Origin of the sequence: Marinactinospora thermotolerans DSM 45154, from assembly GCF_900167435.1 — a bacterium.
GTDB classification, from domain to species: Bacteria; Actinomycetota; Actinomycetes; order Streptosporangiales; family Streptosporangiaceae; genus Marinactinospora; species Marinactinospora thermotolerans.
In genome coordinates this window covers 107,064-121,028 of the sequence record NZ_FUWS01000006.1, presented here as the reverse complement: position 1 = coordinate 121,028, position 13,965 = coordinate 107,064, and the positions used below count along the sequence as shown (strand labels likewise).

At 70.6% G+C, this 13,965-nt stretch carries 12 protein-coding genes and 1 tRNA gene; 7 read left to right on the top strand and 6 right to left on the bottom strand.

Annotation, left to right across the window (positions count from 1 at the left end; all coding sequences use genetic code 11):
- Window positions 1-18 precede the first annotated feature (18 nt).
- Window positions 19-828, top strand: a complete 810-nt coding sequence (locus tag B5D66_RS12130) for an alpha/beta fold hydrolase (RefSeq protein ID WP_078761812.1) — start codon at window positions 19-21, stop codon at window positions 826-828.
- Between the two features lie 7 nt (window positions 829-835).
- Here B5D66_RS12130 and B5D66_RS12125 read toward each other — a convergent pair whose 3' ends face one another.
- The 3 genes from B5D66_RS12125 to B5D66_RS12115 form a co-directional block, all read right to left on the bottom strand.
- Complete coding sequence (locus B5D66_RS12125) at window positions 836-1,168, bottom strand: hypothetical protein (RefSeq protein WP_078761811.1); 333 nt, start codon at window positions 1,166-1,168, stop codon at window positions 836-838.
- 162 nt (window positions 1,169-1,330) lie between these two features.
- Window positions 1,331-3,391 (bottom strand): MMPL family transporter, encoded by a 2,061-nt coding sequence (locus B5D66_RS12120; protein WP_144390113.1) that lies wholly within the window; start codon window positions 3,389-3,391, stop codon window positions 1,331-1,333.
- A 689-nt stretch (window positions 3,392-4,080) separates the two neighbouring features.
- Window positions 4,081-4,533, bottom strand: a complete 453-nt coding sequence (locus tag B5D66_RS12115; RefSeq protein WP_078761809.1) for a MarR family winged helix-turn-helix transcriptional regulator — start codon at window positions 4,531-4,533, stop codon at window positions 4,081-4,083.
- Between the two features lie 975 nt (window positions 4,534-5,508).
- On the opposite strand from B5D66_RS12115, the gene B5D66_RS12110 reads away from it, so the two are divergent.
- Together B5D66_RS12110 and B5D66_RS12105 are read left to right on the top strand one after the other, a co-directional pair.
- Complete coding sequence (locus B5D66_RS12110) at window positions 5,509-7,050, top strand: class I adenylate-forming enzyme family protein (protein WP_078761808.1); 1,542 nt, start codon at window positions 5,509-5,511, stop codon at window positions 7,048-7,050.
- Window positions 7,047-7,781, top strand: a complete 735-nt coding sequence (locus B5D66_RS12105) for a tRNA-dependent cyclodipeptide synthase (RefSeq protein WP_078761807.1) — start codon at window positions 7,047-7,049, stop codon at window positions 7,779-7,781. Before B5D66_RS12110 ends, B5D66_RS12105 begins: the two co-directional genes overlap by 4 nt.
- 196 nt (window positions 7,782-7,977) lie before the next feature.
- Here the strand turns inward: B5D66_RS12105 and B5D66_RS12100 are convergent.
- A tRNA-Gly gene (locus tag B5D66_RS12100) sits at window positions 7,978-8,051 on the bottom strand.
- Window positions 8,052-8,172: 121 nt separating this feature from the next.
- On the opposite strand from B5D66_RS12100, the gene dcd reads away from it, so the two are divergent.
- On the top strand, window positions 8,173-8,748 hold the full coding sequence (dcd, locus tag B5D66_RS12095; RefSeq protein WP_078761806.1) for a dCTP deaminase: 576 nt from the start codon (window positions 8,173-8,175) through the stop codon (window positions 8,746-8,748).
- Between the two features lie 15 nt (window positions 8,749-8,763).
- On the opposite strand, the gene B5D66_RS12090 is transcribed toward dcd, so the two are convergent.
- Window positions 8,764-9,381 carry a rhomboid family intramembrane serine protease gene (locus tag B5D66_RS12090; RefSeq protein ID WP_078761805.1) on the bottom strand — a complete coding sequence of 206 codons (618 nt, stop codon included), beginning with the start codon at window positions 9,379-9,381 and terminating at the stop codon, window positions 8,764-8,766.
- A gap of 472 nt (window positions 9,382-9,853) precedes the next feature.
- Here B5D66_RS12090 and B5D66_RS12085 point away from each other — a divergent pair, with 472 nt between their 5' ends.
- The 3 genes from B5D66_RS12085 to B5D66_RS12075 are packed head-to-tail and all read left to right on the top strand — an operon-like array spanning window position 9,854 to window position 13,335.
- Complete coding sequence (locus tag B5D66_RS12085; RefSeq protein ID WP_235000952.1) at window positions 9,854-11,095, top strand: quaternary amine ABC transporter ATP-binding protein; 1,242 nt, start codon at window positions 9,854-9,856, stop codon at window positions 11,093-11,095.
- 2 nt (window positions 11,096-11,097) lie between these two features.
- Window positions 11,098-12,354, top strand: a complete 1,257-nt coding sequence (locus tag B5D66_RS12080; protein ID WP_078762056.1) for an ABC transporter permease — start codon at window positions 11,098-11,100, stop codon at window positions 12,352-12,354.
- Between the two features lie 39 nt (window positions 12,355-12,393).
- Window positions 12,394-13,335, top strand: coding sequence for a glycine betaine ABC transporter substrate-binding protein (locus B5D66_RS12075; RefSeq protein WP_078761803.1), 942 nt, complete (start codon window positions 12,394-12,396; stop codon window positions 13,333-13,335).
- Window positions 13,336-13,395: 60 nt separating this feature from the next.
- Here B5D66_RS12075 and B5D66_RS12070 read toward each other — a convergent pair whose 3' ends face one another.
- Window positions 13,396-13,887: a hypothetical protein gene (locus tag B5D66_RS12070; RefSeq protein ID WP_078761802.1), complete on the bottom strand. Its 492-nt coding sequence runs from the start codon at window positions 13,885-13,887 to the stop codon at window positions 13,396-13,398.
- Between the last annotated feature and the right edge of the window lie 78 nt (window positions 13,888-13,965).

Here is a 13,965-nt window from a genome sequence, read left to right as displayed (position 1 = left end):
CGGGTACACCTGGAGTTCATGAAACCGTGGAACATCGTCTACGACCGCAGGGGCTCGGGCAGTCCGCTGGTACTGCTGCACGGTCTCGGGCACCGCAGGCAGGCGTGGTACCCGGTCATGGACGAGCTTGCGCGCCGGCACGACGTCATCGCGCTCGACCTTCCGGGGTTCGGCCGCTCGCCGGCCCCCGCCGCGCAGGAGCGGTACGACGTGGACTCCCTCGTGGACGTCGTCGCGAGGGCGTGCCGAGCACTGGGGTTGGAGCGTCCGCACCTCGCCGGCAACTCGCTGGGCGGCGCGATCGCGCTGGAACTGGGCGCGCGGGGGCTGGCGGGGTCGGTGACGGCGCTGGCGCCGATCGGGTTCACCACGCCGCGTGAGAAGGCCGGGACACGGCTGCTGACCCGTGGGATGGGGCTGGCGGCGCGGATCCCCGAACCGGTCCGGCTCGCCGCGGCGGCCAGCCGGCCGGCCCGGGCCATCGCCAAACGGGTCCTGCGGGGCGATCCCGCCGACCCGGCAGTGCGTGAGCTGCGCTTCGACGCGACCGTGCTGTCGCCCGGGTCGCCGTTCGTGCGCCTGGCCCGGCCCGTTGTCGACTACGAGTTCACCGCCTCCGAGGTGCCGTGCCTGGTCACCATCGGCTGGGGCGACCTCGACCGGATCCTCCCGGCCCGGGCCGCGCGCCGGGCCTGCGCGCGCATTCCGCACGCCCGCCAGGTGACGTTGCTGGGGTGCGGCCACGTCCCCATGGCCGACCGCCCGCGCGCGGTCGCCGCGGCGATCCTGGACACCTGCCGGGCGGGTGCGGCGGTCTCGGGGGAGTGACGGGCGGCTAGTGCCGGCCGCGCCGCAGCGCGGCGCGTCCCGGGCCGAGCGTCAGCTCGTATCCGAGCCCGGACAGGTCCTTCAGCAGCATTCCGGCGGCCACCGCGACCATCCGGCGTTCGGCCTCCTCTTGAGAGGCCGTCCCCCAGCCGGTGACACCGAGCAGGAGCGCCCCCCCGACCAGGTTCAGGCCGGCCCACACGAGGTTGCGGGTGGGGGAGGAGTCCGGGCGGCCAGGGGTCAGCATCCGCTTTCCGGCGACGCCCATGATCAGGTGGGGCATCGCGTTGGACAGCAGCATTCCGGCGGTGACGTCGGCCGCGACGTTGCGTTTGCGCATGTGCGTCCTTTCGCTGGGGTGGCCATAGGGTCCCTGCCCCGCGAGGCGGCTTCGAAGCCGGACAAAGGGGCGGAAAGGGCGTCCGCGTGGCGCCGGAGGCCGGCGGGGTGGGCGGCCCCGGGCCGATCCGCCCGGGGCCACCCGCCTTCTCGTCCCCCTCACCTACTTCCGTGGGAGGCGGAAGGGGGCGCCGGGCCACCACATCCACCGGCCCAGGTCCAGGGTCAGGGCCGGGACGAGGAGCGAGCGGACGATCAGCGCGTCCAGCAGGACACCGAACGCCACCAGGAAGGCGAGCTGGACGAGGAACAGCACCGGGATCACCCCGAGCGCGGCGAAGGTCGCGGCGAGCACCACGCCGGCCGAGGTGATGACCCCGCCCGTGACGGTCAGCCCGCGCAGCACGCCCTCGCGGTGCCCGTGGCGCAGCGTCTCCTCGCGGACCCGGGTCATCAGGAAGATGTTGTAGTCGATGCCCAACGCCACCAGGAACACGAAGGCGAACAACGGGACCACCGGGTCGGCCCCCGGGAAGCCCAGGACGTGGTTGAACACCAGCGCGCCGACCCCCAGGGCCGACCCGAAGGACACCACGGTCGTCAGCACCAGCAGCACGGGCGCCACGATCGAGCGCAGCAACACCACCAGGACGAGCAGCACCACGCCCAGCACGAGCGGCACCACCACCACGAGGTCGCGCGAGGACGTGTCGAGCGTGTCCAGGTTGGACGCCGTGGTCCCGCCGACGAGCGCGTCGGCGCCCTCGACCTCGTGCACGGCCGCGCGCAGGTCGCGGACGATCTCGATCGCCTCGGTGCTCTCGGCGGGTTCGGAGAGCGTCGCCTCCACCAGGACCCGGTCGTCGACGACCTTGGGCTCGGCGTCGGGGGCGCCGCCGCCCGCCGCGGCGGGCGCGCCCTGCGCGCCGCCCTCGGTGACCGGGACCACCCGGCTCACCCCGTCCACGTCCTCGGCCGCGGCGACGACCTCGTCCAGGTGGTCGGCGTTCGCCGCGATCACGGCGGGGGTCGCCGTGGACTCGGAGCCGAAACCGCGTTCGAGGACCTCCTGGCCGGCCACCGAGTCCACCTCGGTGCGGAACACGTCGACCTGTGAGGTGCCCTCGGCCCGGAACTGGGGGACGAACGCCGCCGCCACGACCAGCACCAGCGCGGTGCCGACCCAGTACAGCCGTGGACGTCGCGCGACGGCGGTGGCGACCCCGCCCCACAGCCGGTGCCGGCGCACCACCGCCTCGGTGCTCTCCTCCCGGGCCGTTGAACCGCCCTCGTAACGGGGCCGCACCGGCCAGAACGCGGCCCGGCCGAGCAGGAGCAGCACCGCGGGCAGGAAGGTCAGCGCGGACACCAGCGCGGCCGCGATGCCCAGTGCCGCGACCGGGCCCAGGCCCCGGTTCGAGGCGAGGTCGCTGGCGAGCAGGCACAGCACGCCCAGGATGACGGTGCCGCCGGAGGCCAGGATCGGTTCGACCGTGCCGCGCACCGCCGCGCGGACGGCCTCCGGCGCGGTGGGACGCCGTTGGAGCTCTTCGCGGTAGCGCGAGACCAGCAGCAGCGCGTAATCGGTGCACGCCCCCACGACCAGGATGAACAGGATGCCCTGGCTCTGCCCGTTGAGCTGGATCCAGCCGGCGTCGGCCGCCACGTAGACCAGCGCGGCCGACAGCGCGAGGGCCAGCAGCGCCGACAGGATGACGACGACCGGCAGCAGCGGGGAGCGGTACACGGCGATGAGGATGACCAGGACCGCGGCGAGCGCCACGAGCAGGAGGGTGCCGTCGATCCCGCCGAAGGCGGCCGAGATGTCGGCGGCGAACCCGGCGGGGCCGGTGACCAGCGCCTCCGGCGATGTGCCGGTGGCGCGTCCGTCCAGCAGCGCGCGGAGCTCCCCCACCGCCTCGCCGGTGTCGGAGTCCTCGGCGAGGGGGACGACGAGCTGGGCGACGCTGTCGTCCTCGGGTCCGGGGACGGGGCCGATGACCTGGCCCGACGCCCACGGCTCGGCCTCGATGGCGGCCGCGTCCTCGGCGATTCCCGCCAGGTCATCGGGGGTCAGGGCCTCCTCGGCGGAGTAGACGACGATGGCCGGGACACGCTCGTCCTCCTGGAAGCCCTCCTGGATGCGCTGGACCTCGGTCGACTCCGCGCTGACCGGGAGGAAGGCCGAGTTGTCGTTGGACTGTACCTCCGAGAGGCGGCCCATGAACGCGCCGAGCGGGCCGGCGCCGGCCAGCCACACCAGGACGAGCACGATCGCGGCCCCGTAGATGAGGCGTCTGCGTTTCACCGGTCTGTCCTGCCGGTCGGGAGCCTGCACGGGATCCCCCTGTCTCACCGTTCCGCTCACCCTCGTCCTCTCCGTCCCGTCGGTGGATTCGACCGTGAAATGTGACTTGAAAAACAAGCATCTTGAAAATCGAGATAATTGCGGAGAGCATAGCACCGCCCGCACCCTCCCCCGCCTGCCCCCCGGGAGGCGGAACATCCCCACGGGGAGGGGTGAGGAGGAGACGGGTAGGGAACGGAGCGAGCCGTCAGGACCTTGGAAGCCGACGCCGGGCCGCGCTACGCGGACCGCGTCGCCACGGTGATGACCGCCCCGCACACCGAAGGGGATCTCGCCGTCACCGAGGAGGCGGATCAGGAGCGGCCGGGAGAATTCGAGAAGGGGGGCGGCCTCTTACGTGGCCGGCGGCGCGCCGGGCGGAGCGATCGTGATGGCCGGACCCGGGAGGGCGGGGTGACCCCGCCGAACCCGCGGGGAGTCCCGGCCCGGGCGGCCCGGGCGAGACCCTGGGCCGGGCGCGGGGCACGGACCCGACCCGGATCGGCGGATGGCTCCTCCGGACGGAGGGGCGCGCTCGTCCGTAGCGGCCGAGGAGGCCGGACCGGCTATCCGGCCGCGGGTTCGAGCCGGTGCAGGGCGTCCACCAACGGCGCGAGTTCGGGCAGCTCGGCGGCCTCGTCCAACGCGGCGCGCAGCGCGGTGTCGTGGGTGGGGCGCGCCTCGTCCAGGCGGGCGTGACCCGCGGGACTCACCTCGGTGTAGATGCCGCGCCGGTCGTCGGCGCACAGGTAACGGGTGAGCAGGCCCTGGTCCTCCAGCCGGGTGACGAGCCGGGTGGTGGCGCTCTGGCTGAGCACGACGGCCCGGGCGAGCTGTTGCATGCGCATGTGGTGCCCCTTCTGCCGGGACAGCACGTCGAGCACCGTGTACTCGCTCACGCTGAGACCGTGGGCGGCCTGGAGGGCGCGTTCGATGTGGATCTCGATGCGGGCGTGCAGCGCGGCGAGGGCGCGCCAGCCCTGCGCGCGTGCCTCTGCGGCGTCGTCGGGCATCGACACTGCGGTCTCCTCGGGGTGCGACGAGGGGAGACCGGAACCTCCCCGCCATCAGTATAGGCGACCAGGCGTTATTAGCAGCGTGCGCTCGTATTTCGCTTATGCAATTAAAAGTCCGTCCGGATCGGTGATGTTTCCGGGGAGGAGGCCAACGGGCCTGGAGATCGGGAACGCTGGCCCCTGCTCCTTCCCTTTCGTGACCGCGGCCCCGACCTCCGGGGCGGTGTCACCATCGACGCCGGCGGGTTACGGGTACTCGACGTGCCGTGAGCGCGTGAGCGGTACCACTCCACGTCATCCGGGGCGGGCGGGATCAGAGCGGGGCGGGTTCCGCCGCGTCGAGGAAGGCGATCCCATTCGCGGTCGGGAACGATCACCCTGACGCCGCTATGCGGCCCCGGCGGTGAGACGGTGCGTATGCTCCGGCTTTCCGCGGACGTCCGCGAGGGCGGGCTCCATGGCCGGGTGCCGGAGCGGCGCGTGACCGCCCCGCTGACGCGCTCGCCGGCACGGGCTTTCCGTCGCCCGGGGCCCGCTGACCGATCGGAGCCACGCGGTGTCGGCCATGGTGTGGCGGGATACCAGGGACGGCGGCTCGCCGGGAGTCGACGTCGGACGCCGGATTGTAGGCGAAATACGTATTTCCAGAGAGTCTGGCTGTCTTGTCGCCTTTGTGGGGTTTCTTGATGTGTCTGTTTTCCGAATGGAGTGGCATAACCGCGGGCTCGCAAAAGAAGCGAATTGAACAGCAAATAGGAGAAGGTGTCGAGGCCACATCTGGCCTTTGCTGCGGATGTGAATATTGAGGTTGACCTGATGGTTGGCCGTTGCTTGTCTTGTCCGTGGCCGTGTTCCGGGGAAAGCGGCTCGCTTGTCCCGCTCCTATGTCGGCAAACGGGGAAACGGATGCGTAATAGGCAACTCTGGAAATACGATATCGGCCTATTCTTCGACCGCAGGGCGGAACAGGGCGCGTCCATGCTCTTCCGCCTCGACCGCCCCCTCGACATCGACCCGATCGGCCGGACCGTCATCGACGTGGCCGACATGGCCGAGTTCGTGCGCAGGCTCTCGGGGGTGCTCCACGCGGCGGGCGTCCGCTCCGGCGACCGGGTCGCCGTGTTCAAGGCCAACCACTTCGACTGCGTCCTGCTCGCCGCGGCCGCCAGCAGGATCGGCGCGATCCCCGTCATGCTCTCGGGCCTGCTGCCCGACGACGCGGTGCGCGCGCTGCTCCGGCGCGCCGAACCGAAACTGCTGGTCAGCGACCACCAGCGCCTGACACGCGAGGCCGAGGACGGGAGCACGCTCTCCTCGTTCGCCGAGCAGACCCTGTGCCTCGACAAGGAGGTGCCCGACGCGCTGTCCCTCGCGGAGTTCGACGGGGCCGCCGAACCGGCCCCCGTCCCGCGTGGAAACGGCGAGCTGATGATGCTCACCCACACGTCGGGGACCACCGGCGTTCCCAAGCTCATCATGTACACCCCGGCCAAGCTCCAAGGGCAGATGGCCAGGCTGGAATGCCGGCATCTGCCGCCGATCACCTACCGGCGGGACGACAGCGTGGCGGTGTTCATGCCCTACGTCCACGCCCGCGCCTTCACGTGGATCTACTCGGTGCTGACCCTGTCCCCGGCCAAGGTCCTCCTCATGAGCGACAGCGACCCCGAGGTCGTCCAGCCGCTGTTTCGCGAACATCCGCCCACCGTGATCGAGGCGCTGCCGATCGACTACGCGCGGCTGGAGGAACTCGCCCTGGACAGCCGCCGGAACGTGTTCTCCTCGGTGCGCATGTTCGCGAGCACCTTCGACGCGGTGTACTGGTCGACGATCCGCACCTTCCTGAACGCCTCCCGGCACCGCTTCCCCGTGTGGCGGTACGGGTACGGGCAGTCGGAGACCGGCGGGCTGGGGATGACGTTCATTACCCGCCGCACGGCCAACCGGCGGCGCGACCAGAAACCGGGTCCCCGCGTGGTGGGACGCCCGATGCCCACCTTCGTCCAGATCAAGGTGGTCGATCCCCAGACCTTCCGCCCGGTGCCCAACGGCCGTCCCGGGCTGGTGTTCGCCCGCACGAAGGCGCGCTGCGTCGGCTACTACCGCGAACCCGAGCGGTGGAACGAGAAAGCCGTGGGCGAGTGGTGGAACACCGGCGACATCGGCATCAAGACCCGGACCGGCAGCGTCAAACTCCTCGACCGCGAGGTCAACCACGTCCCCGGCATGAGCTGCCTCGAACTGGAGGACGTGCTCGTCGACCACCTGCCCGAGCGGCACGACGTGGCCCTGCTGGCGGTCAGCGGCGGACCACCGGTCCCCGTTGTCGCCACACCCGATGGCCGGCTCGACCGGGAACGGTGGCGCAGGGCGACGCGCGGCCTCCCCGAACTCGCCGAACCGATCGTGGTCGGCTTCGACGAGGTGCCCCGCACCGGCACCGGCAAGATCCGCCGGGAGGAGCTGCGCCGACGGTACCTGGACGGGGCCGAACGGCCCGGAACCGGTCGTTGGACATGACGGCCCCCACGGGCGCGGCGGACCGGGGCGGCGACCCCGGCCGCCAGTGGGCGTCCTTCACCGTCGAACCGTTCACGGACGCCTGCCACACGATCCGGGAGCGTGGCGAGCACGTGGTCCTCGGGGTCAGCCCCGGAAACAGCTACTTCCAGGTCGGACTGTTGACCGGCCTCCTGGGCTGGCTCCGCGCGGAGTTCGCCCGCGTCGACGTCGTCATCCCCGACTCGGCGCTGGAGCACACCTACCTCGCGCTCGGCTACGACCCGCGCCGCGCCCGGAAGAAGGCACGCGGCGAGACCAACGCGGTGCGCAACCGGGTCGTCCGCGCCTGGGAGGCCAACGGTGGGCCGAGGGACGCCGACGGCCTGCACCGGATGTCGGACCTGGCCGCCAACGAGGTCTACCGGGACGTGCTCGCCGAATGCGAGCGGGCGCTGGGCGAGGACGACGTCTTATGGGAGACGTGCGCGGAGATGAGCAGGGACGTCCTCACCGCCCGGGGACACGAGGGGCCGATCACCGGCGAGCACATCGAACAGGCCATGCGCTACCTCACCGCCGAACTGCCGTTCTTCCTCGCCTCGGCCGACATCTTCGGCGTTCGGTCGTCGCTGAACTTCTACCACCAGTCCCTCCCGCTGGCGGAGCTGGTCTTCGCCGGCAAGTCCACCCTGCACCCCTCGCCCCGGCAGGGCTACGCCATGATCCGTCCGGCCCCGGAACGGGGGTGACATCGGGCGTGGGAACTCGCCGAGCGTCGTGAGGAGCGGGCCACCGAGGAGCCGAGGAAGGCGCGCGGGTGGGGCGTGGGTGGCCGGGAGATGAGGTGGCGGTGCGCGGCGATCGGGCACGCGCCCCCTACAGACCCTTGGAAACGCGTCAGGCCAGGTGTTCGGTTTCCACCGATCTACCTGGCCTTCGGCTGCGTGGAGCGGGTGACGGGAATCGAACCCGCGCTGTCAGCTTGGGAAGCTGAAGTTCTACCATTGAACTACACCCGCGATGTGGACCGGTCTCCCGGTTCGCAACGAGGTTATCGTACCCGAACCGTTGGCGCAGCCGGAAATCGAGGTTTTCCACGGGTATCCGGGTCGGTGGGTGTGAGCAGGTAAGTTCTGGAGCGTGCTGCTCTCCGATCGTGACATCAGGTCTGAAATCGAGTCCGGGCGGGTCAGGATCGACCCCTACGACCCGAAGCTCATCCAGCCGTCGAGCATCGACGTCCGCCTCGACCGCTACTTCCGCGTGTTCGAGAACCACAAGTACCCGCACATCGACCCGTCGGTGGAGCAGCCGGACCTCACCCGCCTCGTCGAACCCGAGGGGGAGGAGCCCTTCATCCTGCACCCGGGCGAGTTCGTGCTCGCCTCCACCTACGAGGTCGTCACCCTCCCCGACGACATCGCCAGCCGGCTGGAGGGCAAGAGCTCCCTGGGCCGTCTCGGCCTGCTCACCCACTCCACCGCCGGTTTCATCGACCCGGGCTTCTCGGGCCACGTGACGCTGGAGCTGTCCAACGTGGCGACGCTGCCCATCAAGCTCTACCCGGGCATGAAGATCGGCCAGCTGTGCATGTTCCGGCTGACCTCGCCGGCCGAACACCCCTACGGTTCGGCCCAGTACGGCTCGCGCTACCAGAACCAGCGCGGCCCCACGCCGTCGCGCTCGCACCTCAACTTCACGCGCGCCCAGGTCTGACCCGGCCGGGCCGGATCAGTACCTCGGGTAGCCCGCGGGGCCATACCCCTGGGGGCCGTATCCGGGGGTGAGCCGCTGTGGACGTTCGCGCCTGGGCAGCACGTAGGCCGCGAGCAGTCCGCCGAGGAAGCCGAACAGGTGGGCCTGCCAGGAGACCCCGGTCTGGGTGGGCAGCACGCCGAAGATCATCGTCCCGTAGAAGATGACGACACAGATCATGATGACGATGTCGATCGTCTTGCGTTCGATGATGCCGCGCAGTACGAGGAAGCCGAAGTAGCCGAAGATCAGCCCGCTGGCTCCGAGCGTGAGACTGCCGGGCGTGGAGGTCAGCCACACGCCGACCCCGCTGACGAGGATGACGATCACCGAGGTCGCGGCGAAGCGTCCCAGGCCGCTGAAGGCGGTGAGGGAGCCGAGCACCAGCAACGGCACGGTGTTGGCGATCAGGTGGTCGAATCCGAAGTGCAGGAACGGCGCGGTGAGGACGTGGCCGAGGCCGTCGATCACGCGGGGCTGGATGCCGTAGGCGTCCAGCGCGTTGTTCGTCAGGAGGTCGATGATCTCCAGGACCCACATCACGGCGGTGAGGGCCACAACGGTCAGGATGGCGCGTATCCGGGACTGCGTCACGTTATCGACTTTATGCGAACGCGGCCGGAGGCGTCCGGGAACCCGTTCGGGGTCCTATCATCCTCGTTCACTCTATGGAAGCGAGCCCCATCGGTGCGTGTCCGCGGAGAGCTGGACCTTCGCCGAATCCAGTGACGAAGGTCACTCTCTAGAAGGCAGTGACCCATATCACAATCCCTTGCCGCGTGGCCGGCGAGGTCACCTGGACAGGTCCGCATTCCATTTTTTCGCGCTTTAAACGTGTTATTTCGTCGTGATCCCCCTCAGGGAATCCCCAGGTCGCCGTCTGTAACGTGACCTACCTACTCAAAACGGGCGTGAAGCAGTGAGGCGGCCGACGCCGTCGTCACGCCCTGAGTATGCGGGGCGCGTTCCCCGGCCCGCGCGCGGACGTCCCGCGCGAATACGGACCCGCGTGGTCCGGGCTGCCGGGACCGCCGCACCCGGCGACCGGAAGACCAGAGAGGGGACCGTGCCAGCAGTACGCGCAGAAAAGCTCTACAAGGTGTTCGGCAGACGCGCGGACCGGGCGGTCGAGCTCCTCGCCGACGGTCGGCACCGTGACGAGATCGCCGACCTGAACGTCACAGCGGCCGTCATCGACGTCTCCTTCGAGGTCAGCCCCGGCGAGATCTTCGTCGTGATGGGCCTGTCCGGCTCCGGCAAGTCCACGCTGATCCGGATGCTCAACGGCCTGCTCGAACCGACCTCCGGCACCGTCGAGGTCGCCGGCACCGACATCACCCGACTCTCGGCGGCCGAACTGCGGCGGGTGCGCAGCGAGAAGATCAGCATGGTCTTCCAGCACTTCGCGCTCTTCCCGCACCGCACGGTCCTCGACAACGCCGCCTACGGCCTGGAGGTCCGAGGGATCGCGCGCGAGGAGCGTGTGCGCAAGGCCCGCGAATCCCTGGAACTCGTCGGCCTCGCCGGATGGGAGGAGCGGCTTCCCACCCAGCTCTCCGGCGGCATGCAGCAGCGGGTCGGCCTGGCCCGGGCCCTCGCCGCCGACACCGACATCATCCTCATGGACGAGGCGTTCAGCGCGCTGGACCCGCTCATCCGCCGCGACATGCAGACCCAGCTGCTGGAACTCCAGGCGTCGCTGGGGAAGACCATCATCTTCATCACCCACGACCTCAACGAGGCGATGCGCCTGGGCGACCGCATCTGCGTGCTGCGCGACGGCCGGGTGGCCCAGATCGGCACGGCCCAGGAGATCCTGGACAGCCCGAACAGCGACTACGTGGCCCGTTTCGTGGAGGACGTCGACCGCACCCGCGTGCTCACCGCCGGCTCCGTCATGGCGCCGCCGACGGCCGTCGACTCCGGCCAGGACCCACGGGAGGCCCTGCGCGCCATGCGCGAGGCCGGGACCGACCGCGCCTTCGTCCTCGACCCGCAGCGGCGCCTGCTCGGCGTGGTGAACGCCGACGCCCTGGACCGGGCGGACGACGCGGAAGGGCTGGGTTCGGTCTTGGACACCGGCGTCCACCGTGTCGGCCCCGCCACCGCGGTCGCCGACCTGTTCCACCGCGCCGCCGGCACCCCCCACCCGATCGCCGTCGTCGACGGTTCCGACCGGCTGCTCGGCGCGGTCGCGCGGGACACCCTCCTCGCCGCGCTCGCCCCGCCCGGCCACGACGCCGGGGAGAAGGACACCGCCACCGCGGTGGCCGCCGGCGTCGCCGTCGATGGGGGTGAGGCGAGGTGAACGTGTCCTCGACACCTCTGACCATCGAGGTCCCGCGTGTCCCGGTCGGCCCCTGGTTCGACTCGGCCATCGACTGGCTGCGCGACAACCTCGGCCCGCTGTTCGACGTGATCGGCGCGGTCATCGGCGCCTGCGTCGACTGGCTGGCGGCCCTGCTCACCGTCCCGACCGCGGCGCAGCTCACCCTGATCGCCGCGCTGGTCGTCGCCGCGGGCCTGCTCGCCCGCCGGGGGAACATCCGGGGCGGCGCGATCCCGACCCTGGCCGCGCTCGCCGCCTGGGCGGTGCTCTCCCTGGTGGAGGCCCTCGCCGGAGGGGTCGCGCTGGTCATCGGGTCGCTGCCGGCGCCGTTGTTCCTGTGGGCGATGAACCTGTTCGGCGCGTCCTACGTGCACCCGCCGTTGGTCCTCGCGCTGCTCCTGCTCGCCGCGTTGGTCGTGGTGAGCCTCACCGCGACCCGCGACCGCCGGCAGTGGCTGCTCGCCGTGGGGGCGGCCGTGGCGACGGTGGCGCTGTTCGTCCTCCACCACATCGTCGGCGTCCCGCTGGACCTGCTGGTGCTGCTGCTGTTCGTGGCGCTGGCCCAGGTGGTCTCGGGGTGGCGGCTGGCGCTGTTCGCCTTCCTCGGTTTCCTGCTCATCGTGAGCATGGACAAGTGGGAGGCGGCGATGAGCAGCCTCGCGCTGATCCTGGTGGCGACCGCCGTGGCCGTCGCCATCTCCGTCCCGATCGGCGTCCTGGCCGCCTACAACGACAGGGTCAGCCGTCTCATCAAGCCGATCCTCGACTTCATGCAGACGCTGCCGGCGTTCGTCTACCTGATTCCGGCGATCTCGTTCTTCAGCATCGGACAGGTCCCCGGCGTGATCGCCACGGTCATCTTCGCGATGCCGCCGGGCGTGCGCCTGACCGAGCTTGGCATCCGCCAGGTCGATCGGGAACTCGTCGAGGCGGGTGAGGCGTTCGGCGCGCCCCCGCTCCAGATCCTGCGCCGTGTCCAGCTCCCGCTGGCCCTGGCCACGATCATGGCCGGCGTCAACCAGGTCATCATGCTCAGCCTGTCGATGGTCGTCATCGCCGGCATGGTCGGCGCGGGCGGTCTCGGCAACGACGTCTACAGCGGTATCGCGCGCAGCGACGTGGCTCTCGGGTTCGAGGGCGGCATCGCCGTCGTGGTCCTCGCGATCTTCCTGGATCGCCTGACCGGCGCGGTCACCCGCTTCTCCCCGGCGGCCCGCGCCCAGCGCGCATCCCGCTGACCCCCATCCATCCCCGCACAACAGCAGAAGGGAATCCAGATGCGTACCACCTCGCGCGGCGGCCGGAGTCTCGGGATCGGCGCGGCGGCGGCCTCCCTGGTGCTCCTGGCCGGCGCCTGCGGCTCCGGCGAAGGCGTCGCCACCGGCCCCCAGGACGAGGGCGGCGACACCGCGAAGCAGATCAGCATCGGCCTCATCCCGTGGGAGGAGGACATCGCGGTCACCAACCTGTGGAAGGTGATCCTGGAGGAGAAGGGCTACGAGGTCGAGGTCCAAAGCGTCGACGTCGCTCCCGTCTACCAGGGGGTCGCGCAGGGCGACATCGACCTGTACCTCGACACCTGGCTGCCCACCACGCACGCCGACTACTGGGAGCAGTACGGCGATGACATGGAGGACCTGGGCGTCTGGTACGACAACGCCAGCCTCAAGCTGACCGTCCCCTCCTACGTCGAGGACGTCGACTCCATCGAGGACCTCAAGGGCCGCGCCGACGAGTTCGGCGGCGAGATCATCGGCATCGAATCGGGCTCCGGCCTGGTGCGCACCACCAAGGAGAGCGCGATGCCCGAGTACGGCCTGGACGAGGAGTACAACCTCGTCGAGTCGTCCACCTCGGCGATGCTGGCCGAGCTCGACGCCGCGATCCAGGAGGAACGGCCGATCGTCGTGACGCTGTGGCGGCCCCACATCGCCTACGCCAAGTACGACCTGAAGGACCTGGAGGACCCCGCGGGCGCCATGGGCGAACGCGAGGAGATCCACATGGTCGGCCGCTCCGGCTTCGCCGAGGACTTCCCCGAGCTCAACGGCTGGCTGCAGAACTTCACGCTCAGCGACGAGCAGCTGGCCGACCTGGAGCAGGTGGTGCTGGAGGACCACAAGGGGGACGAGGAGGCGGGGGCCCGCGCCTGGCTCGCCGACAACCCCGACTTCCTGCCCGAGGTCCTGGGTGAGGACGCCGAGGGACTGGAGTTCTGACCGGTCTGAACGAACCGCGCCGGCGGGCCCTTCCACGGGGAGGGCCCGCCGGCGGCGTGTTCAGGCGTTGTCGCCGTCTCCGCTGGTCAGCGAGCGGTCGCGGGTCGGGATGCCCGCAGCGCGCATGAACGCCTCGACCCGGGCGGGCGAGGTCAGGCCGGTGAGGGGCAGGTAGGGACGGGTCGTCCGGCGTCCCTCGACGGACGGGAACACCTGGGGGCGGCCGGTGACGTCGTACAGCCCCAGCGACCGGGTGCGTCCGGGGAGCAGCTGGTAGGAGCCGATCTCGTCGAAGGGGAGCCGCACGATGTAGCGGCCCCGCGTGTAGCGGAACTCCTCGGCGTCGACTTCGAGCACCGGCACCCGCAGCCGGGAACCGTGCCAGGCCGACACGGCACCCGCGGCCAGCAGGAGGACGCCGAGCACGATGCCCGCCCAGTGGGAGCCGCCGAACACGATGACGGCGATCCCGAGCAGGACGACGGCGGCGCCGCCCCACAGCTCGGCATGCTTGCGTCCCGACGGACAGACCAGGCGAACCGTCTCGGCCACAGACACGCCTCTTTCGCGGTGTTCGAAAAGGGGGAGAAGTCGACGGTCGAACCCTACCGGTTTCGGACTGGGCGGGAG